The sequence below is a fragment of the Inquilinus sp. NPDC058860 genome, from assembly GCF_042743185.1.
Classification (GTDB): domain Bacteria; phylum Pseudomonadota; class Alphaproteobacteria; order DSM-16000; family Inquilinaceae; genus Inquilinus.
This window is the reverse complement of the sequence record NZ_JBHYMS010000007.1, coordinates 136492-155732: the sequence shown is the minus strand read 5'-3', so window position 1 is coordinate 155732 and position 19241 is coordinate 136492. Positions and strand designations below refer to the sequence as shown.

The 19241-nt window shown below is 70.3% G+C and carries 18 protein-coding genes; 10 read left to right on the top strand and 8 right to left on the bottom strand.

Annotated features, from left to right (window positions below; all coding sequences use genetic code 11):
• Positions 1 to 39: 39 nt before the first annotated feature.
• From ACFW16_RS07330 to ACFW16_RS07310, 5 genes are read right to left on the bottom strand one after another with little or no spacing between them, the layout of a single operon-like run.
• Positions 40 to 1683 (bottom strand): ABC transporter ATP-binding protein, encoded by a 1644-nt coding sequence (locus ACFW16_RS07330; RefSeq protein WP_380303341.1) that lies wholly within the window; start codon positions 1681 to 1683, stop codon positions 40 to 42.
• Positions 1680 to 2534, bottom strand: a complete 855-nt coding sequence (locus tag ACFW16_RS07325) for an ABC transporter permease (protein ID WP_380303339.1) — start codon at positions 2532 to 2534, stop codon at positions 1680 to 1682. The genes ACFW16_RS07330 and ACFW16_RS07325 overlap by 4 nt, the downstream gene beginning before the upstream one ends.
• Positions 2531 to 3472, bottom strand: coding sequence for an ABC transporter permease (locus ACFW16_RS07320; RefSeq protein WP_380303337.1), 942 nt, complete (start codon positions 3470 to 3472; stop codon positions 2531 to 2533). Before ACFW16_RS07320 ends, ACFW16_RS07325 begins: the two co-directional genes overlap by 4 nt.
• Before the next feature lie 20 nt (positions 3473 to 3492).
• Positions 3493 to 5049, bottom strand: coding sequence for an ABC transporter substrate-binding protein (locus ACFW16_RS07315; protein WP_380303335.1), 1557 nt, complete (start codon positions 5047 to 5049; stop codon positions 3493 to 3495).
• A 43-nt stretch (positions 5050 to 5092) separates the two neighbouring features.
• Positions 5093 to 6217 carry a C45 family autoproteolytic acyltransferase/hydolase gene (locus tag ACFW16_RS07310; RefSeq protein WP_380303333.1) on the bottom strand — a complete coding sequence of 375 codons (1125 nt, stop codon included), beginning with the start codon at positions 6215 to 6217 and terminating at the stop codon, positions 5093 to 5095.
• A gap of 172 nt (positions 6218 to 6389) precedes the next feature.
• Between ACFW16_RS07310 and ACFW16_RS07305 the strand changes: the two genes are divergently transcribed.
• A complete protein-coding gene (locus ACFW16_RS07305; protein ID WP_380303331.1) occupies positions 6390 to 7328 on the top strand; it encodes a GntR family transcriptional regulator in 939 nt (312 codons plus the stop codon).
• Positions 7325 to 7855: a GNAT family N-acetyltransferase gene (locus tag ACFW16_RS07300; RefSeq protein WP_380303329.1), complete on the top strand. Its 531-nt coding sequence runs from the start codon at positions 7325 to 7327 to the stop codon at positions 7853 to 7855. Before ACFW16_RS07305 ends, ACFW16_RS07300 begins: the two co-directional genes overlap by 4 nt.
• Positions 7856 to 7857: 2 nt before the next feature.
• Here ACFW16_RS07300 and ACFW16_RS07295 read toward each other — a convergent pair whose 3' ends face one another.
• Together ACFW16_RS07295 and ACFW16_RS07290 are read right to left on the bottom strand one after the other, a co-directional pair.
• Complete coding sequence (locus ACFW16_RS07295; RefSeq protein WP_380303327.1) at positions 7858 to 8604, bottom strand: C13 family peptidase; 747 nt, start codon at positions 8602 to 8604, stop codon at positions 7858 to 7860.
• Between the two features lie 16 nt (positions 8605 to 8620).
• Complete coding sequence (locus tag ACFW16_RS07290; RefSeq protein ID WP_380303325.1) at positions 8621 to 9040, bottom strand: VOC family protein; 420 nt, start codon at positions 9038 to 9040, stop codon at positions 8621 to 8623.
• A 203-nt stretch (positions 9041 to 9243) separates the two neighbouring features.
• On the opposite strand from ACFW16_RS07290, the gene ACFW16_RS07285 reads away from it, so the two are divergent.
• The 3 genes from ACFW16_RS07285 to oxlT all read left to right on the top strand — a co-directional run bounded on the left by ACFW16_RS07285 (position 9244) and on the right by oxlT (position 14328).
• On the top strand, positions 9244 to 10626 hold the full coding sequence (locus ACFW16_RS07285) for a dipeptidase (RefSeq protein WP_380303323.1): 1383 nt from the start codon (positions 9244 to 9246) through the stop codon (positions 10624 to 10626).
• Positions 10627 to 10783: 157 nt separating this feature from the next.
• Positions 10784 to 12568, top strand: coding sequence for a YbaL family putative K(+) efflux transporter (gene ybaL / locus ACFW16_RS07280; RefSeq protein ID WP_380303321.1), 1785 nt, complete (start codon positions 10784 to 10786; stop codon positions 12566 to 12568).
• A 425-nt stretch (positions 12569 to 12993) separates the two neighbouring features.
• A complete protein-coding gene (gene oxlT, locus ACFW16_RS07275) occupies positions 12994 to 14328 on the top strand; it encodes an oxalate/formate MFS antiporter (RefSeq protein WP_380303319.1) in 1335 nt (444 codons plus the stop codon).
• A gap of 156 nt (positions 14329 to 14484) precedes the next feature.
• Here oxlT and phnF read toward each other — a convergent pair whose 3' ends face one another.
• Positions 14485 to 15219: a phosphonate metabolism transcriptional regulator PhnF gene (gene phnF / locus ACFW16_RS07270; protein ID WP_380303317.1), complete on the bottom strand. Its 735-nt coding sequence runs from the start codon at positions 15217 to 15219 to the stop codon at positions 14485 to 14487.
• 112 nt (positions 15220 to 15331) lie between these two features.
• On the opposite strand from phnF, the gene phnG reads away from it, so the two are divergent.
• From phnG to phnK, 5 genes are read left to right on the top strand one after another with little or no spacing between them, the layout of a single operon-like run.
• Positions 15332 to 15787: a phosphonate C-P lyase system protein PhnG gene (phnG, locus tag ACFW16_RS07265; protein ID WP_380303315.1), complete on the top strand. Its 456-nt coding sequence runs from the start codon at positions 15332 to 15334 to the stop codon at positions 15785 to 15787.
• Positions 15784 to 16389 carry a phosphonate C-P lyase system protein PhnH gene (gene phnH / locus ACFW16_RS07260; RefSeq protein WP_380303314.1) on the top strand — a complete coding sequence of 202 codons (606 nt, stop codon included), beginning with the start codon at positions 15784 to 15786 and terminating at the stop codon, positions 16387 to 16389. Before phnG ends, phnH begins: the two co-directional genes overlap by 4 nt.
• A 4-nt stretch (positions 16390 to 16393) precedes the next feature.
• Positions 16394 to 17515, top strand: a complete 1122-nt coding sequence (locus ACFW16_RS07255) for a carbon-phosphorus lyase complex subunit PhnI (protein ID WP_380303312.1) — start codon at positions 16394 to 16396, stop codon at positions 17513 to 17515.
• Positions 17512 to 18462: an alpha-D-ribose 1-methylphosphonate 5-phosphate C-P-lyase PhnJ gene (locus tag ACFW16_RS07250; RefSeq protein WP_380303310.1), complete on the top strand. Its 951-nt coding sequence runs from the start codon at positions 17512 to 17514 to the stop codon at positions 18460 to 18462. Before ACFW16_RS07255 ends, ACFW16_RS07250 begins: the two co-directional genes overlap by 4 nt.
• Positions 18459 to 19238: a phosphonate C-P lyase system protein PhnK gene (gene phnK / locus ACFW16_RS07245; RefSeq protein WP_380303309.1), complete on the top strand. Its 780-nt coding sequence runs from the start codon at positions 18459 to 18461 to the stop codon at positions 19236 to 19238. The genes ACFW16_RS07250 and phnK overlap by 4 nt, the downstream gene beginning before the upstream one ends.
• Positions 19239 to 19241 lie beyond the last annotated feature (3 nt).

Genomic DNA, 19241 nt, shown 5'->3' with positions numbered 1-19241 from the left:
CTCCAGATGGCCGCACCAGGTGCATTTACAGGCGGTCTCTCAAGCCGCCGCGATGCGCCGGCCCTTCAGCTCGAAGCCGCCGCCGTCCAGCCGGTGCAGGGCCGGGGCCGCGGCCAAGAGCTCGCGGGTGTAGTCGTGCTGCGGATGGTCGAACACCGTGTCGCGCGGTCCGGCCTCGACGATCTTGCCGGCCTGCATCACGGCCACCCGGTCCGCCACCTGCTCGACCGCGCCCAGATCGTGCGACACGAACAGGCAGGCGAAGCCGTAGCGCTCCTGCAACGCCCGGAACAGCTCCAGGATCTGCTTTTGCACCGTCATGTCCAGCGCCGAGACCGGCTCGTCGGCGATGACGAAGGCCGGGCGGCGGATGATGGCGCGGGCGATCGCCACGCGCTGGCGCTGGCCGCCCGACAGCTGGTGCGGATAGCGCCGGGCGTGATCCGGCGACAGGCCGCAATCGGCCAGGGTCTCGGCCAGCCGGTCGGCCTTCTGCTGCGCCGACATCTCCGGCGCCAGCCGCAGCGGCTCGGATACGATGGCGCCGATCTTCATCCGGGGATCGAGCGAGGAGTAGGGGTCCTGGAAGATCATCTGGCAGTTCAGCCGATGGTCCCGCGCCGCGGCATCATGCCGGTCCGCGTGGACGTCCCGGCCGCGGAACAGGATGCAGCCGGCGGTCGGCTTCAGCAGGCCGACGATGGCGCGGCCCAGCGTGGTCTTGCCGCTGCCGCTGCCTCCGACCAGCGCCACCGTCTCGCCCGGATGGATCGCCAGGCTGACCCCGTCCACCGCCCGCTTCGGCGGGGTGCGCGAGAACAGGCGCTGCCGGCCGGCATGGTCGATGGTGACGTCCTCGACCGCGATCAGCGGCGCGCTCTGGTCGACCGGCGGCCGGGCCGGGCCGCGCTTCGGCAGCGCGTCCAGGAGCTTGCGGGTGTAGTCGTCGCGCGGGCTCAGCAGCACCTGCTCGGTCGGGCCGCCGTCGACGGCACGGCCGCGCTGCAGCACCACCACGTGCCGGGCGTAGCGGGCGACCATCGCCAGGTCGTGGCTGATCATCAGCACCGCGGTGCCGTTCTCGCGCGTCAGCTCGACCATCAGGTCCAGCACCTCGCGCGCCACCAGCGTGTCCAAGGCCGTGGTCGGCTCGTCGGCGATCAGCAGGGCCGGCTTGGTCAGCATCACCGAGGCCAGCATGATCCGCTGCCGCATGCCGCCCGAGAATTCGTGCGGATAGGCCGACAGGCACCGCTCCGGATCGGCGATGCGGATCCGCTCCAGCATCGCGAGGCTCCGGCGCCGGATCTCGGCATCGTCCAGGCGCAGATGCAGCTTCAGCGCCTCGGCCATCTGCCGGCCGATCGGCATCGCCGGGTTCAGCGACACCATCGGCTCCTGGAACACCATGCCGATGCGGGCGCCGCGGATCTTCCGCAGACCCTTGGGCGGCAGCGCCGCCAGGTCCTGGCCGTCGAAGCGCACCGATCCGCCGATCCGCTGCATCGGCGGCGGCAGCAGGTCCAGCACGGCGCGCGCCGCCATGGTCTTGCCGCTGCCGGATTCGCCGACCAGCGCCAGCATCTCGCCGGCCGGCAGGGCGAAGCTGAGGTCGTCGACCACCACCGGGCCGCCGTCGCCGGCGCGGATGGTCAGGTGCTCGACCGAGAGGAGGGGGCTCATCGCTGCATCCTGGGGTCGAGGCGGTCGCGGATCGCGTCGCCGAACAGGTTGATGCCGAGCAGGGTGAGGGAGATGCACAGGCCGGGGAAGATGCCGAGCCAGGGCGCGGTGCCGATATAGGGCCGGGCGGCGGCCAGCATGTTGCCCCAGGTCGCGGCCGGCGGCGGCACGCCGAGGCCCAGGAAGGACAGCGCGCTTTCCGACAGCAGCACCCAGCCGAACATGCTGGTGGCCAGCACGGTCAGCGGCGCGATGCAGTTCGGCAGCACGTGCCGGGCCATGGTGAACAGCTCGGAATTGCCCATGATCTGCGACGCCTCGACATATTCGCGGCCGCGGATCGACAGCACCGTGCCGCGCACCACGCGGACGACCGAGGGCATGTAGGCCAGGCCGAGGGCCAGGATGATGCCGTATTTGTTGGCGCCGAGCACCGCCATGATGCCGAGCGCCAGCAGGATGCCGGGGAAGGCCAGAAGGGCGTCGTTGAACACCATGATGATGCGGTCGACCCAGCCGCGCATGTAGCCGGTCAGGACCCCGACCAGGGTGCCCCCGGTGACCGCGGTGGCGACGGTCAGGAGGCTGATCCAGCTGCTGGTGGCGGCGCCGCTCATCGCCCGGCTCAGCACGTCGCGGCCGAACTCGTCGGTGCCCAGCCAATGCGCGGCCGACGGCGGCTTGAAGCGCGACAGGATGTCGATCTTCAGCGGGTCGTAGGGCGTCCACCCCGCGCTCAGCAGCGCGGTCGCGACCAGCACGCCGATGATCAGCCCGCCGATCGCCGCATTGGCGCGGATCCGGCGCCGCGGGCCGGCAACGGCGGAAGGGGAATGGGCCTGCACGCTCATGCCGTCACCCGCGGGTCGAACAGGGGATACAGGAGGTCGACGATCAGGTTGACCACGACATAGATGCCGGCGACGAACAGCAGGCAGCCCTGCACCACCGGATAGTCGCGGGCATAGATCGAATCGACCAGCAGGCGGCCGAGGCCGGGGATGGTGAACACCGTCTCGACCACGGCGATGCCGCCCAAGAGGTTGCCCAGCATCAGCCCGATCAGCGTCCAGGTCGGGGCGAAGGCGGTGCGGAAGGCGTGGCGCCACAGCACCGCACTCTCCGACAGGCCCTTGGCCCGGGCATGGGTGATGTATTCCAGCCGCATCACCTCGATGGTGCTGGCCCGCGCCATGCGGATGATCACTCCGGTCTCGACCAGCACCAGCGTCGCCACCGGCATGATCATGTACAAGAGGGCGGCGCCGGCATCCTCGCCGAAGGGCACGTAGCCGATCACCGGCAGCCATTGCAGCTTCAATCCGAGCAGCAGCAGCAGCAAGAGGCCCAGCCAGAAGCTCGGGATCGACAGCAGCAGCGTGGCGCCGGAGATCACGGCCAGGTCCAGCGGGCTGTCCTGCCGCCAAGCGGCGATCATGCCGGCGGGCACGGCGACCAGGCTGGCCAGGGCGACCGCCACCAGGACGATGCTGGCACTGACCGAGAACCGGTCGATGATCAGCGGCAGCACCGACTGGCCGGTGCTGATCGAATGGCCGAAATCGCCCGACAGCGCGTTGCCAAGCCAATACAGGAACTGCACCGGGATCGACTGGTCGAGGCCGAGCGACCGGCGCAGGTCGGCGACGGCGGAGGGATCCGCCATGTCGCCCAGCATCAGCGTCACCGGATCGCCCGGGATCAGCCGGATCATGGCGAAGACGATGACGGCGACGACCAGCAGCGTCGGCACCGCCATGCCCAGGCGTTGCAGCAGGAAGCGAAGCATCGCGGCCTCCCCCGAGCGGATCAGTTCTTGATCGCCACGTTCCACAGCCGCGGCTTCGACGCCACCCAGGGCTTGTAGCCCTCGAGCCGGTCGGACAGCGCGGCGATCTCGGCCCCGTTATAGGTCACGATCAGCGGCACGTCCGCGATCTGCAGCTTGTGCAGCTGGTCGAAGATCGCCTGGCGCTGCTTCGGATCGCTGGTCACCATCGCGTCCTGGATCAGCTTCAGCGCCTCCGGATTCTCCCAGACCTTGCGCGGCTGCGTGTCCTTGGGGCCCGAGACCATCTCGTAGCTCAGCGCCGGGTCCATGCGGGCGGAGTAGCTGAAGGACATGGTCTGGTACTGGCCGCTGGTGTAGCGGTCCAACTGGGCGCCCCAGTCCAGCACCTCGAGCTCGATGTTGATGCCGGCCTGCTGCGCCAGCGCCTGGGCCAGGATCGCGGTGTCGTAGACGCTCTGGTACTTGCGGTTGACCAGCATCTTGATCGGCTGGCCGGTGTAGCCGGCCTCGGCCAGCAGCGCCTTCGCCTGTTCGACATCGGCTCCGTAGCCCTGGCGCTCGACATCGGTGTAGTAGGGGCTGGCGGCCGGGATCACGGAGGGGTTGGGCGGCGACGTGCCCTGGGTCACCGCCTGGGCGATCTGGGTGTTGTCGATCGCCAGCGCCAGCGCCTTGCGCAGGCGGACATCCTTCAGCAGCGGATCGCGCGTCTGGATCAGGATCGCGCTCATCGACAGGGTCTGGGTCAGCTCGGTGCGCACACCCTTCTGGCCATCGATCTCGGCCTTGTCGGCGACGCTGACATCCGGCACCAGGTCGATGTCGCCGGCCAGCAGCGCCGTCTTCGCCGCCGCCGGGTCGCCGATGATGGTGAAGCGCACGGTCTCGGCCAGTGCCTGCTTGCCGCCGGTGTAGCCGTCGCGCTCGCCGCCGCGCGAGGCGTAGTCGGCGAAGCGCTTCAGGATGACGTACTGGCCGGGCTCCCACTTCTCCAGCCTGTACGGGCCGGTGCCTATGGGCGCGATCCACTTGCCGTCGGGCCCGACCGAATCCGGATGGATCACGGCGCCCTCGGCGCAGTCGGTCCGGGCCATGGTGGTCAGGAACAGGGCGCTCGGCGTGTTCAGCTTGAACACCACCGTCTTCGGGTCCAGCGCCTCGACCGACTCGATCTTCATCCGGCCGCGGCCGTCGAACTCCGGCAGGCAGCGCCATTCGGTCTTGGGGTCGAGCCAGCGCTTCCAACTCCACACCACCTCGGCCGAGGTCATCGGCGCGCCGTTCTGGAACTTGACGCCGTCGCGCAGCGTGAAGGTGTAGGTCTTGCCGTCGTCGGAGACGGCGACGCTGTCGGCCAGCATCGGCCCGACCGTGGCGTCCTCGCGATAGGCGACCAGGCCCTCGACGACGTGCAGGATCACCGCATCGGTGTTGTCGTCGCGCTTGGTGCCGGGGTCGGTGCTGCGCAGGTCGCCGTTCAGCTGCACGCGGATGGTGTCGGAGGGCGGCGCCGCCCAGGCCGTACCGGACAGCCCGAGCGCCGCCGCGAGCGCAAGAAGGGAAAGACGGGTCAACAGGGCCTCCCTGTGTTGAGGCATTGGCACGAGCCGGACCGCGTTAGGCCGCGTTCTTCGTCCGGCGGGACAGGTCGAGCGAGTAGGTGGTGAAGGTGCGGTTCAGGGCAGGCAGCGGCGCCACCTCCATCGTCCCTTCGGCCGGGCGCATGATCACCATCGCCACGGTGGCCGACAGGTTGTTCCGCGACGACGGGCGCGGCGGCCGGCACACGGCGTAGGGCGCGCCGAAATCGTCGAAGAAGGCGGCCTTCATGTCCTCGGCGGTCAGCTGGCCGCGCTTGGCCTCGAGATGCTGCTGCACCCGCCAGTCGCGGTAGTAGCTCTCGGGCGAGCTCGGGATGCCGGCCTCCTTCAGCTTCGTCAGCGCCACCGGGCTGCGCCAATGGTTGGCGTGGACCAGCAGGCCGTCCTCGGGATAGAGGGCGAAGGTCTCGTCCGGCGCGCATTCGAAGTCGATGGCGAAGCCGCCGGCATTGCTCAGGATCATGTTGTTCGAGGCGGATTTCGGCGTCGTCGCCACGATCCGCATCGACAGGGCGAAATGCTCCTGCTCCAGCGCCTTGCGGCGGATCAGCGGCAGCGGCACGCCGACCCCAAGCTTGTAGTCGCGGTCGGATTCCAGATAGTTGGCGGTGATCGCGGTGCCGACCGAATTCAGCCCGTTGCGGGCCAGGCCGCCAGCCTCGGTGAAGGTCAGCACGTCCGGCCCGTCCTCGCGCCGCACCCGCAGCACGATCGCGGTCTCGGCGCATTCGGCCCGCCAGTCCCAGTTCTGGCCGTGGATCAACTGGCCGTCGGCGCTGGCCGACCCCATGATCACGGCGCCGGTGCAGCCATCCGGATCGTCCTCGACCAGACCTTTCCGCCGGTGCGCCAGCTGCATCACCTCGGTGCGGCAGTTGATCAGCGCCACCGCCTCGAAGTCCAGCTCCGCGCCCTCGGCGATACCGCGCATCTCCTCGATCAGCTCCGGCGCGAAGGCGTCCATCTTCGGCACGAAATCGGCGACGAAGCCGCGGATCTGCGTCCAGTCATAACCGAGATCGCGCAGCTGCCGGGCATAGACCTCGACGCTCTTGCGGGTGCGGTCGGCCGCGGCGGCGCCGTATTGCCGGCCGCGCTCGCGCGGCGTGCCGTGGATGTCGACGAAGGGGAAGGGCGTCATGATCGGGGACCCGTTGTCATCGGATGGCCACACCGTAATGCGCTTTATGGAGACGAAAAACACATTTTTGAGGCATGCTGCGAAGTCGAAAGATTTTTACACGCTCGCCGCACGCCCTTTTCCCGCGCCGCGCGATTGCTATCATGGAGGGCAGGACAGCGTGGAGCACAGCGTGTCAGCGGCGGAAGCGGCGGAGCGGGCGAGCCCGCTGCAATTGGAACTGGCCCGGCAGATCGTCGAGCGGATGCGCGACGAAGCCTGGGGGCCCGGAATGCGGGTGTCGGAGCAGGCGCTGGCCCGCACGCTGGGGGTCTCGCGCTCGCCGATCCGCGGCGCGCTCGACCTCTTGGTGGCGCAGGGGGTGCTGGAGGCTGCGTCCGGCCGCGGCTTCGTCGTGCTGCGCCGGCCAGGGGACGATGAGATCGCCAAGCTGATCCCGCGCTCGGAGGGCGAGGAGGTCTATGTCGCGATCATGACCGACCGGGCCAATGGCCGCCTGCCGCAGGAGGTGTCGGAGGCGGAGCTGATCCCGCGCTACGGCGCCTCGCGCGGCGTGGTGCGCAAGGTGCTGATGCGCTTCGCCGCCGAAGGGCTGGTGCAGCGTCAGCGCGGTCATGGCTGGCGCTTCGTCGACAGCCTGGAGACCGACGAGGCGGTGAACGAGAGCTACCAGTTCCGCATGGTGGTGGAATGCGCGGCGCTGCGGCAGCCGGGCTTCCGCGTCGACCGCGACCGGCTGCAGCAGCTGCGCCGGGCGCATGAGGACATCCTGGCCCGGGCCGCGGGGGGCGTGGGCACCGAAGAATGGTTCCGGGTCAACACCGCCTTCCACGAGATGCTGGCGGCCTCGTCCGGCAACCGCTTCTTCCTGCAGGCGGTGCGGCAGCAGAACGCGCTGCGCCGGATGCAGGAATACGCCGATTTCGTGCAGCTGCCGCGGGGCCGGGTCGAGCAGTCCTGCCGCGAGCATCTGGCGATCCTCGACGCGCTCGAGGCCGGCGAGGTCGAATGGGCGGCGGCGCTGCTGCATCGCCATCTGGCGCTGGCCGCCGGCACCTATGCCGGCGACGCCGCGGCGGAGGGCAAACAGCGCGCCGAGCTGAGCGCATGACGGCGGCGGCACCCTATCGCATCCGCCCGGGACGCCCGGACGAGGTCGAGATCGTCCGCGCCATCGAGGTCGCGGCAGCGTCGCAGTTCCGCGAGGTCGGCCTGCCGGAGATCGCGGCGCTGGACCCTGCGGAGCGCCAGGAGGTCCTGCTGCGGGCCCGGGAGGGGCGGCTCTTGGTCGTGGCCGATGCCGCCGACCGGCCGGTCGCCTTCGCCCTGTTCAGCGAGGTCGACGGCACGCTGCACATCGAGGAGCTGGACGTCCATCCGGACCATGCCCGTCGCGGCCTGGGGGCGGCGCTGATCGAGCGACTCGACGCCGTCGCGCGCGACCGCGGGCTGCCGGAGCTGACGCTGTCGACCTTCCGCGACGTGCCCTGGAATGCGCCCTATTACGCCCGGCTCGGCTTCCTGCCGATGCCGGACGAGGCGCTGGGCCCCGGCCTCGGCGCGATCCGCGACATGATCGCCGCCAAGGGCATCGACATCATCCCGCGCCTGTTCATGCGGCGGCCGGTGAGGGGCTGACGTCAGAACGCCGTCAGCCCGGCGACGTCGCGACCGAAGGCGGATTGCGGCTGGGAAGGCTGGAAGTGCTTGGCACGCTCGCGCCGGGCGACGCAGCCGGAGACTTCGGTCGCGATCGCGGTCCAGGCCGCACCCCGTTTCAGCGAGGCGAGGAAGCACTGGTCGTAATAGGTGTAGCGGTCGCCGCTGCCGCAGCCGAAGGACGGCCGATCCGCACGGGCGGCCGTCAGCACGATGCGGTCCGGCGTCGTCAGCGCCGGCGTGTCGGCGTAGATGCCGGAATAGCAGCCGGAGGTGACCAGGACGGTCGGCCGGCCGGCGCAGGCGCCGTCCAGGGCCTGGGCCAGATAGGTCGGCGGGATCACCGTATCTTCGGCGGCAGCGAACAGCCCGCGGCCCTCGATGCCGTGCGAGGTGAGATAGACGAAGCAGCCGGTTCCGGCGGGCCCGGCCAGACCGGCCACCGCGCGATCGAAATTCGCCTTGGTCGCGACTGCGTCCGGCTGCCGTGCATCGGCCTTCAGCACGGCGACATCGGCCGGCGCCACGCCGAAGGACAGCAGGCTGTGCCGCAGCGCGTCGACGCCGTTGTCGAACACCGGCTCGGCGTCGTCGCCGGCGACCAGCAGCGCCTTCCAGCGCAGCGGCGTGTCCGTTGCGGCAACCGAGGGAGAGGGGACGGCCTGGCCGGCGCAGCCCGACAGCAGCGCCGCGAGGACGGCGATGCGAAGCGATGGCGCCGGTCTCATCGTCCCCTCGTCCGGCCTACCAGGCGCCGGTGTTCGGCATCGACAGCCAGGGCTCGGCCGGCGGCTTCGCGCCGCCCTTCTGCAGGATCTCGATCGAGATGCTGTCGGGCGAGCGGACGAAGGCCATGCGGCCGTCGCGCGGCGGCCGGTTGATGGTGACGCCCGCCTTCTGCAGCCGGTCGCAGAAATCGTAGATGTCGTCGACCTCGTAGGCCAGATGGCCGAAGTTGCGGCCGCCGGTGTAGACCTCGGGGTCCCAGTTGTAGGTCAGCTCGATCGGCGCGTCCTCCTGCCCGGGCGGGGCCAGGAAGACCAGCGTGTAGCGGCCCTTCTCGTTCTCGCTGCGGCGGGTCTCCTTCAGGCCCAGCAGGTCGCGGTAGAAGTGCAGCGACTGCTCCAGGTCGGTGACGCGGACCATGGTGTGCAGGTATTTCATCTCCATCCTCCGAAAGGGCGCGGCCGTCGCGATGGCGGCGTGTGTCGGATCGTCGATCGGGCCGGATTCAGAACCGGGCTACCATCGACGCCCGGGGTCGCTCTGGCAAGCCTGTCCGCCCAGGGTCGACGGCATCCCCCGCGCCGTGCTGTGCTTCGCTTCGAGTCGGCTGGCCGGCCGGCGGCGATGCATGGACGGAGACGATGGGCACGGTCGAAACCCTGCTGCTGGACCGGTTCGAGCGGCATGTCGAGGAGCTGAAGCAGTACTGCTCGATCCCGAGCGTCAGCACCGATCCCGCCTATGCGCCGGAGGTGCAGCGGGCGGCCCGCTTCATCGCCGAGCGCATGGTGCGGGCCGGGCTGGAGCAGGTCGAGATCCTGCCGACCGACGGCCATCCGGCGGTGGCGGCGGAATGGTGCCACGCCCCGGGTGCGCCGACCGTGCTGGTCTATGGCCATTACGACGTGCAGCCGCCGGATCCGGTCGGGCTGTGGACCTCGCCGCCTTTTGATCCACAGATCCGCGACGGCCGCCTCTATGCCCGCGGTGCCTCGGACGACAAGGGGCCGTCGCTGATCCCGATCCTGGTGGCCGAGGCCTTCCTGGAGCGCGACGGCCGGCTGCCGGTGAACCTGAAGTTCCTTTACGAGGGCGAGGAGGAATGCGGCAGCGCCCATCTCGAGGCGCTGGTCGAGGCGCAGGCCGAACGGCTGGCGGCCGATGTGGTGCTGTCGGCCGACGGCGCGATGTGGCGCCCCGACCTGCCGACCGTCACCGTGGCCAGCCGCGGCATGCTGGCGCTGGAGCTCGAGCTGCACGGCGCCGGCAAGGACCTGCATTCCGGCCGGCACGGCGGCAGCGCGCCGAACCCGCTGCCGGCCCTGGCCCGGTTGCTGTCGACGCTGCACGACGAGGCCGGGGAGGTCGCGGTCGCCGGCTTCCACGACGGCATCTCGCCGCCGGACCCGAAGCTGATCGAGGCGATCCGCGCCGCCGGCTTCGACCCGCAGGGCTATTTCGCGGCGATCGGCGCGCCGGCGCCGCAGCCCATGCCCTCGGCCGAGGACCTCCTGGTCCGGCAGTGGCTGAAGCCGACGCTGGAGCTGAACGGCATCACCGGCGGCTATGGCGGGCCCGGCACCAAGACGGTGATCCCGGCCGAGGCCGGCGCCAAGATCTCCTGCCGCCTGGTTGCCGGCCAGGATCCGGAGCGGGTCTTCACCGCGATCGAGGCGCATCTGCGGCAGCACGCCCCGGCCGGGTATCGCCTGGAGATCCGCCGCCACGGCCCGGGCTCGCCGGCCTTCTCGCTGCCGGCGGACCAGCCGGTGCTGGCGCTGACCGAGGCGGTGCTGGGCGAGCTGTTCGGCCAGCCGCCGCTGCGGGTGGCGATGGGCGCGACCATCCCGATCGGTGCCGTCTTCCGGCGCATCCTGGGGATCGAGACGGTGTTCTTCAGCTTCTCGACCGCGGATGAGGACTATCACTCGCCGAATGAGTTCTTCCGGCTGGAGCGGTTCCGCGACGGCATGATCGGCTGGGCCCGGCTGCTGCCGCGCCTGGCCGGGCACAGCCCGGGCTGACGGCCAACGGCGCCGTCTCGGCTCGAGGCCGGAGAAAATCTCGTAACACCACATATCAAAGGTTGTGATCGGCCCCTTCGTTCATAAATGATAGGCACCGTGTCGGCCCGGCCGATGCATCCCCGACCATCTCTGCTCCGGAGGCCGAGGCGCATCCATGCCCCACGACACCCCCCTGATCGCCACCATCGTCGCCGGCCTCGGCCTTGCCTTCATCTTCGGTGCCCTCGCCCATCGGGTGAAGGCGCCGCCGCTGGTCGGCTATCTGCTGGCCGGCATCCTGGTCGGGCCGCACACGCCGGGTTTCGTCGCCGACCAGGCCCTGGCGCCGGAGCTGGCGGAGATCGGCGTCATCCTGCTGATGTTCGGCGTCGGGCTGCACTTCTCGCTGAAGGACCTGCTGTCGGTGCGGGCGATCGCCGTGCCCGGCGCCGTGGTGCAGATCGGCTTCGCCACGGCGCTGGGCCTCGGCCTGGCCCTGATGCTGGGCTGGACCGTCGCCGGCGGCCTGGTCTTCGGCTTGGCCTTGTCGGTGGCCTCGACGGTCGTACTGTTGCGGGCGCTGCAGGAGCGCCGGCTGGTGGAGACCGAGCGCGGCCGCATCGCCGTCGGCTGGCTGATCGTCGAGGACCTGGCGATGGTGCTCGCGCTGGTCCTGCTGCCGGCGCTGGCCGGGCTGGTCAATGGCGGCGTCGACCTCGGGTCGGATCCGCTCGCCGTCTCCCTCGGCCTCGACCTCGGCGTCGGCGGCATCCTGGCGCTGACCCTGGTGAAGGTCGCCGCCTTCGTCGCGCTGATGCTGGTGGTCGGCCGACGGGTGATCCCCTGGGTGCTCCACTATGTGGCCCACACCGGGTCGCGCGAGCTGTTCCGCCTGGCGGTGCTGGCGATCGCGCTCGGCGTCGCCTTCGGCTCGGCCAAGCTGTTCGGAGTCTCGCTGGCGCTCGGGGCCTTCTTCGCCGGCATGGTGCTGAGCGAATCCGAGCTGAGCCACGCGGCGGCGCAGGAGACGCTGCCGCTGCGTGATGCCTTCGCGGTGCTGTTCTTCGTCTCGGTCGGCATGCTGTTCGACCCGACCAGCCTGTGGCGCGATCCGCTGCCGATGCTGGCCGTGGTGTTCATCATCGTCATCGGCAAGTCGGTCGCTGCCTTCGTCATCGTCCGTCTCTTCCGCCATCCCGTATCGACGGCACTCCTCATCTCCGCCAGCCTGGCGCAGATCGGCGAGTTCTCCTTCATTCTGGCCGAGCTCGGCGTCAAGCTCGGCCTGCTGCCGGAGGCGGGGCGCGATCTCATCCTGGGCGGCGCGATCTTGTCGATCCTGCTCAATCCCGTGGTGTTCACCGCCTTCGGCAAGCTGCGGCCGCTGCTCGAGCGTGCGGGGCCGGCCGCACCGTCCGAAGAGGTGCCGCCGGCCGAGGTTGCGGCGGCGCCCGAAGCACCGCCCCCGGCCGAGGCGGCGACGCTGGCCGAGCCGGCGGTGCCGACCGCGCTCGCGGATCACGTCGTCCTGGTCGGCTATGGCCGTGTCGGCAGCCTGATCGGCGCGGCGCTGCAGGCGGCCGGCCGGCCCTTCCTGGTGATCGAGGATGCCGACCAGCCGGTGGCGCGGCTGCGCGAGGCCGGGATCGAGACCATCATCGGCAACGCTGCCGTGCCGGAGGTGCTGGCGCTGGCCAACCTGCCGGGGGCCCGGCAGCTGGCCGTCGCCGTCCCGAATGCCTTCGAGGCCGGCCAGATCGTCGGCCAGGCCCGGGCCGCCAATCCCGGCATCGCGATCATCGCCCGGGCGCATTCGGATGCCGAGGTCGAGCATCTGCGCAGCCTCGGCGCAGATGCCGTGATCATGGGCGAGCGCGAGATCGCCCGCGGCATGGCGGAAGCCTTGACGGCAGGTGAGACGGGCGAGGCGACGCAGCCCGGAGTCACACAACCGGCGTGACTCTCTCGGTCCGGCTGCAAATCTGTTGCGCGGCCGGCCGGGTTCAGACATATTACATTTTGTATACCAGTTGGAATCCTGCCGATCATGACTGGTCGTGGGCGGACCCGCCGACGGAGAAGAGAGTGTCGGCCCGCGCCGTCGCCGATCGTGTATCCGGGCGACGCGACATGTCGGCCCGGCTTCGATGCCCAAGCGGCGCTCAGCGCCGGATTTCCTCCATGACTCGATTGGCGCTCAGCGCCCTACGCCTTTGCAGGCTCTGCCCGACGGCTCGGGTTCAGGCAGGGCCGGTCTCCCGGGGATTCCGGAGGACCGGCCCGATCCCGCAGCCATCCTCGGCATAGGCCTTCGGAGGCCAATGAACCGCCGGCAGTCAACGACCGGCCGAACGAGTGCAACGAGACACTGGGAGAGCCATCGCCATGAGTGCGATTTCCAACGCGAGCGCCGGGACGGGGAGAGCGCCCGCGAATCGCTGGATTCAGCTGATCGCTGGCATCGTCTGCATGGTCGCCGCCGCGAACATCCAGTACGCCTGGACCCTGTTCGTTCCGGAGATCCAGGAGACCTACGGCTGGAGCCGCGCCGCGATCCAGACCGCCTTCACCATCTTCGTCATCGTCCAGACCTGGCTGACCCCGATCGAGGGCTACTTCATCGACAAGTACGGCCCGCGCGCCCTGGTTCTGGTCGGCGGCGTGATGACCGGCCTGTCCTGGATCGTGAACTCCTACGCCACCTCGCTGACCGGCTTCTATGTCGGTGCCGCGATCGGCGGCATCGGCGTCGGCTGCGTCTACGCCACCTGCGTCAACGCCGCGCTGAAATGGTTCCCGGACCGGCGCGGACTGGCCGTGGGCTTGACCGCCGGCGGCTACGGCGCCGGCTCGGCCCTGACCATCATCCCGATCGCCAGCGTCATCGCCGGCTCGGGCTATCAGACGGCCTTCTTCTGGTTCGGGCTGATCCAGGGCAGCATCATCTTCGCCGCCGCCTGGTTCCTGCGCGCGCCGGGCAAGGAGGAAGTGAAGCACTCGACCAAGGTCGCCCAGTCGCGGCGCGACTATACGCTGGGCGAGGCGCTGCAGACCCCGGTGTTCTACGTCATGCTCGGCATGTTCATCTGCACCGTCACCGGCGGCCTGATGGCGGTGGCCCAGCTCGGCGTCATCGCTCAGGATCTGGGCGTCAAGGACATGCCGGTGAACCTGTTCTTCTTCACCATGGCGGCGCTGCCCTTCGCCCTGATGCTCGACCGCATCATGAACGGCATCTCGCGGCCGTTCTTCGGCTGGGTGTCCGACCATATCGGCCGCGAGAAGACGATGTTCATCGCCTTCACCATGGAAGGCATCGGCATCGTCGCGCTCGGCACCTTCGGCCACAACCCATGGGCCTTCCTGATCCTGTCGGGCGTGGTGTTCCTGGCCTGGGGCGAGGTCTACTCGCTGTTCAGCGCCACCGCGGGCGACACCTTCGGCACCAAGCATCTCGGCAAGATCTACGGCGTGCTGTACTGCGCCAAGGGCGTCGCCGCGCTGCTGGTGCCGTTCGGCAACCTGCTGATGGAGGCGACCGGCACCTGGTCGACGGTGCTGTACACCGTCGCGGCGATGGATCTGATCGCGGCCTTCTCGGCGGTGCTGATCCTGCGGCCGATGCTGCAGCGGCACCATGCGCGCAACGCCTCGGCCCTGGCGACGGCCGAGCCGCAGCGGGCGACCAGCCACAGCGGCCGACTGGCCAGCGCGAACTAGGCTCTCATCGGGCCGGCGCTTCGCCGGCCCTGCAGGACCTGACCCGGCCGCACATGTCCGTCCCAAGGGCGGCCGGGGATTTTCGGAGCGGCGATCCCGCTCCGGGACGGAAGAGCCGGGCCGGGAGGGCAGCCTCCCGCCCGGTTTTCCGTTTCGTCAGCCCTCGAAGACGAGCTGGATGCGGTCGCTGGCGAAGCTGGACAGGCCGAACTCGACCACCGCGCCCTCGGCATCGACATTGATCGCCTCGGTCGCCATCACCGGCCGGGTGCGGGTGATCTCGAGCAGCCGCTGCTCCCGCGCATCCGGCAGCCGGGCCGAGACCCGGGTGCGCCGGCGGGTGTAGTCGGCAATGCCGTAGCGGGCGAAGCTCGTGGTCACGGAGCCGGTCTCGCGGAAGACCTCGACCAGTCCGGGGAAGCGCGCCGCCGGGAAGTAGTGGCTGGCGAGGCTCAGCGGCAGGCCGTCGGCATGCGACCGCGTGTCCAGCCGGATCACCTGGGTGCCGGCCGGCACCTCCAGCTCCCGCGCGACCGCCGCCGATGCCGCCTCGGTGGCGGACTCCAGCAGCTCCAGCCGCGCCGCCCGGTTCTCCCGGCGCATGTTCTCGTGGAAGCGGGTGCGCCGGCCGATCAGATAGGCGATGGCGCCGAGATGCACGAAGGTGCCGCGCCCCTGGGTGACGTCGACCAGCCCTTGCTCCTCCAGCTCCGCCATGGCCCGCCGCACCGTGTGGCGGTTGACGCCGAACCGCTCCGACAGCTCGGCCTCGGTCGGCAGCCGTGCCCCGGCCGGGTGCACGCCGTCGCGGATCTCCCGCTCCAGCGTCTCGCTGATCTGGCGCCACAGGGCGACGCCGGCGCCGCGGCTGAGCGAGGTGTGCGAATTCATGCCGGCTCCGTCACGCAAATTTCATCCTTCCCGACTTGCGGATGTCGTCGAATCCCGTTCATGATCTAAACATACGGATGACTAGATGAATAGGCAATAGGTCTATCAGCCTATGACCAACAAAACCGAACAACGCCGGGACTGGATGGCCGTGCTGGCCAAGGCGGATCCGGCGACGCTGCACCGCCTGTGGTCCGATCTCGGGGACGGGGCCGGCTTCACCACGCTGCGGCCGGCCGAGACCGGCATGGTGATGGTGCGCGGCCGCGCCGGCGGCGACGGCATGGCCTTCGCGCTCGGGGAGATGACGGTGACGCGCTGCACCGTTCGCCTCGACGGCAGCGAGGTGCTGGGCTTCGCCTATGTCGCCGGCCGCGACCGCCGCCATGCCGAGATCGCGGCGCGCGCCGACGCCCTGCTGCAGACCGACCGGCGCGAGGCCGTCGAGTCCGCGTTGATTGCGCCGCTGCGCCGGGCTCAGGCCGAGACGCGCATGGCCGCCCGGCGCAAGGCGGCGGCGACCCGCGTCGACTTCTTCACCATGGTGCGGGGAGAGAATCCGCGATGACCGCCATCCTCGACTCCGCGGCGCTGCTGCCCGGCTTCGCCGACCCGGTGCTCGGCAGCCAGTCGGTGTTCCGCGCCGTGCTCGACGCCATGTCCCGGCCCGGCCGGCCGGTGGCCTGCCCGGAACCGGTCGCGGCGCCGGCCCCGCTCGGCCGCGCCATGACGGCGGCGGCGCTGACCCTGGTCGATTTCGACACGCCGGTCTGGCTGGACCCGGCCCTGGCGACCCCGGCGGTGCAGAGCTTCCTGCGCTTCCACACCGGCGCGCCGCTGGTCGCCGACCCGGCCGCGGCCGCCTTCCTGCTGGTGGCCGATGCCGCCGCCCTGCCGCGGCTCGGCGGCCTGGCTTTGGGCGAGGACCGCTACCCCGACCGCTCGGCGACGCTGGTGGTCGAGGTGCCGGCGCTGGACGGGCCGGAGGCGGGCCGCTTCGCCGGCCCCGGCATCGCCGGGGCCGAGCCCGCCCGGATCGCCGGCCTGCCGGCCTGGTTCCGTGAGGACTGGGCCGCCAATGGCTTCGCCTATCCGCTCGGCGTCGATCTCCTGCTGACCTGCGGCGACCGGATGCTGGGCCTGCCGCGCACCACCCGCTGGGAGGGCTGATCCGATGTATGTCGCCGTCAAGGGGGGCGAGCGCGCGATCGAGAACGCCCAGACGCTGCTGGCGGAGACCCGCCGCGGCGATCCGGCGGTGCCGGAGATCGCCCCGGACCAGATCCGCGAGCAGCTGGGCCTGGCCGTCGACCGGGTGATGGCCGAAGGCTCGCTGTACGACCGCGATCTCGCGGCGCTGGCGATCAAGCAGGCGCAGGGCGACCTGGTCGAGGCCATCTTCCTGCTGCGCGCCTATCGCACCACTTTGCCGCGCTTCGCGGTGTCGGAGCCGGTCGACACCGCCAGGATGACGGTGCGGCGCCGCGTCTCCGCCACCTACAAGGACATCCCGGGCGGCCAGATCCTGGGCCCGACCTACGACTACACCCATCGCCTGATCGACTTCGCCCTGGCCGCTTCGGGCGAGCCGCCGGCGGCACCGCAGGGCGAGGCGGGGCCGGACGGGCCGGTGCCGCGCGTGGTCGACATCCTCAACCGCGAGGGGCTGATCGAGCGTGAGGCCGAGACGCCTGAGGGGCATGAGCCGGTCGACCTGACCCGCGACCCGCTGACCCTGCCGGCCGACCGCGACCAGCGGCTGCAGAACCTCGCGAGAGGCGACGAGGGCTTCCTGCTGGCGCTGGGTTATTCGGTGCAGCGCGGCTATGGCGGCAACCATCCCTTCGCCGGCGAGATCCGGCTGGGCGAGGTGGCGGTCGAGATCGTGCCGGAGGAGCTGGGCTTCCCGATCGAGATCGGCGAGATCACCGTCACCGAGTGCCAGATGGTGAACCAGTTCGCCGGGTCGAAATCGGCGCCGCCGCAATTCACCCGCGGCTACGGCCTGGCCTTCGGCCATTGCGAGCGCAAGACCATGGCGATGTCGCTGGTCGACCGGGCGCTCAGGGCCCGCGACCTGGGCGAGGCCGCGCGCTACCCGGCGCAGGACGAGGAATTCGTGCTGGCGCACAGCGACAACGTCGAGGCCTCGGGCTTCGTGCAGCATCTCAAGCTGCCGCACTACGTCGACTTCCAGGCCGAGCTGGAGCTGATCCGCCGGCTGCGGGCGGAGCATGAGCGCCGCGCCCGCGAGGCGGGGGACGATGCGGCGACCCGGAAGGAGGCGGCGGAATGAACGCCGAGACCGCAGAGACAACAGTCGGGCGCGACCCCGGCTACAACTTCGCCTATCTCGACGAGCAGACCAAGCGGATGATCCGCCGGGCGCTCCTGAAGGCGGTGGCGATCCCCGGCTACCAGGTGCCGTTTGGCGGCCGCGAGATGCCGGTGCCCTATGGCTGGGGCACGGGCGGCATCCAGGTCACCGCCAGCATCATCGGTCCGGACGACGTGCTGAAGGTGATCGACCAGGGCGCCGACGACACCACCAACGCCGTCAACATCCGCCGCTTCTTCGCCCGCGTCGCCGGGGTGGCCACCACCGAGGCGACCTCCGAGGCCACGGTGATCCAGACCCGCCACCGCATCCCGGAGCAGCCGCTGGCCGAGGGCCAGATCCTGGTCTATCAGGTGCCGCAGCCGGAGCCGCTGCGGCGGCTGGAGCCGCGCGAGACCGAGGCCCGGATGATGCACGGCTATGCCGATTACGGGCTGATGCATGTCCGCCTGTACGAGGACATCGCCCGCTACGGCCATATCGCCACCACCTACGACTATCCGGTGATGGTGCACGGCCGCTATCTGATGGCACCGTCGCCGATCCCGAAATTCGACAATCCGAAGATGCACATGAACCCGGCGCTGCAGCTGTTCGGGGCAGGGCGTGAGAAGCGGATCTACGCCATTCCACCCTACACCCAGGTGGTCAGCTTGGATTTCGAGGACCATCCCTTCACCATCCAGCATTGGGACCAGCCCTGCGCCCTGTGCGGGGCCGAGGACAGCTATCTCGACGAGGTCGTGCTCGACGATGCCGGCGGTCACATGTTCGTCTGCTCCGACAGCCATCACTGCCGCACCCGGCGCGAGGCCGGCCATCGCGGCGCCCTGAGCGGCGAGGCGCTGGCCGCCTATGACCGCACGGTCGAGCAGGCTCATGAGCCGAAGGGAGCCGAGGCATGAGCGGCGACACCCTGCTGCGCGTCGAGGGCCTGACCAAGCTGTACGGCGACGCCGTCACCGGCTGCTGCGACGTCGCCTTCGAGATGTCGACCGGCGAGGTGCTGGGCATCGTCGGCGAGAGCGGGTCGGGCAAGACCACGCTGCTGAACTGCATCTCCGGCCGGCTGCCGCCCAGCGCCGGCACGGTCGCCTTCGACACCCGCGTCCGCGGCCTGACCGACATCTACGCGCTGTCGGAGCCGGAGCGGCGGATGCTGGCCCGCACCGACTGGGGCTTCGTGCACCAGAATCCGCGCGACGGGCTGCGCATGGATGTCAGTGCCGGAGCCAATGTCGGCGAGCGGCTGATGGCTGTCGGCGCCCGGCACTACGGCCAGATCCGCGGCCAGGCGCAGGACTGGATGGACAAAGTCGAGCTCGATCTCGGCCGCATCGACGACCGGCCGGCGACCTATTCCGGCGGCATGCAGCAGCGGCTGCAGATCGCCCGCAACCTGGTCACCAACCCGCGCCTGGTCTTCATGGACGAGCCGACCGGCGGCCTCGACGTCTCGGTCCAGGCCCGGCTGCTCGACCTGCTGCGCGGGCTGGTGCGCCGGCTCGGCATCGCCGTGGTGCTGGTCACCCACGACCTCGCCGTCGCCCGCCTGCTGGCCGACCGCCTGATGGTGATGAGGCACGGCAGGGTGGTGGAGACGGGCCTGACCGACCAGGTGCTGGACGACCCGCAGCACCCCTACACCCAGCTCCTCGTCTCCTCCGTCCTGCAGGTCTGAGCC

Coding starts and splice junctions, on each gene's coding strand:
- ACFW16_RS07250 (WP_380303310.1), top strand. CDS start 17,512: ATGAACGCCGAGACCGCAGAGACAACAGTCGGGCGCGACCCCGGCTAC.
- phnK (WP_380303309.1), top strand. CDS start 18,459: ATGAGCGGCGACACCCTGCTGCGCGTCGAGGGCCTGACCAAGCTGTAC.
- ACFW16_RS07320 (WP_380303337.1), bottom strand. CDS start 3,472: ATGCTTCGCTTCCTGCTGCAACGCCTGGGCATGGCGGTGCCGACGCTG.
- phnH (WP_380303314.1), top strand. CDS start 15,784: ATGACCGCCATCCTCGACTCCGCGGCGCTGCTGCCCGGCTTCGCCGAC.
- phnF (WP_380303317.1), bottom strand. CDS start 15,219: ATGAATTCGCACACCTCGCTCAGCCGCGGCGCCGGCGTCGCCCTGTGG.
- oxlT (WP_380303319.1), top strand. CDS start 12,994: ATGAGTGCGATTTCCAACGCGAGCGCCGGGACGGGGAGAGCGCCCGCG.
- phnG (WP_380303315.1), top strand. CDS start 15,332: ATGACCAACAAAACCGAACAACGCCGGGACTGGATGGCCGTGCTGGCC.
- ACFW16_RS07290 (WP_380303325.1), bottom strand. CDS start 9,040: ATGAAATACCTGCACACCATGGTCCGCGTCACCGACCTGGAGCAGTCG.
- ACFW16_RS07310 (WP_380303333.1), bottom strand. CDS start 6,217: ATGACGCCCTTCCCCTTCGTCGACATCCACGGCACGCCGCGCGAGCGC.
- ybaL (WP_380303321.1), top strand. CDS start 10,784: ATGCCCCACGACACCCCCCTGATCGCCACCATCGTCGCCGGCCTCGGC.
- ACFW16_RS07285 (WP_380303323.1), top strand. CDS start 9,244: ATGGGCACGGTCGAAACCCTGCTGCTGGACCGGTTCGAGCGGCATGTC.
- ACFW16_RS07300 (WP_380303329.1), top strand. CDS start 7,325: ATGACGGCGGCGGCACCCTATCGCATCCGCCCGGGACGCCCGGACGAG.
- ACFW16_RS07325 (WP_380303339.1), bottom strand. CDS start 2,534: ATGAGCGTGCAGGCCCATTCCCCTTCCGCCGTTGCCGGCCCGCGGCGC.
- ACFW16_RS07295 (WP_380303327.1), bottom strand. CDS start 8,604: ATGAGACCGGCGCCATCGCTTCGCATCGCCGTCCTCGCGGCGCTGCTG.
- ACFW16_RS07330 (WP_380303341.1), bottom strand. CDS start 1,683: ATGAGCCCCCTCCTCTCGGTCGAGCACCTGACCATCCGCGCCGGCGAC.
- ACFW16_RS07255 (WP_380303312.1), top strand. CDS start 16,394: ATGTATGTCGCCGTCAAGGGGGGCGAGCGCGCGATCGAGAACGCCCAG.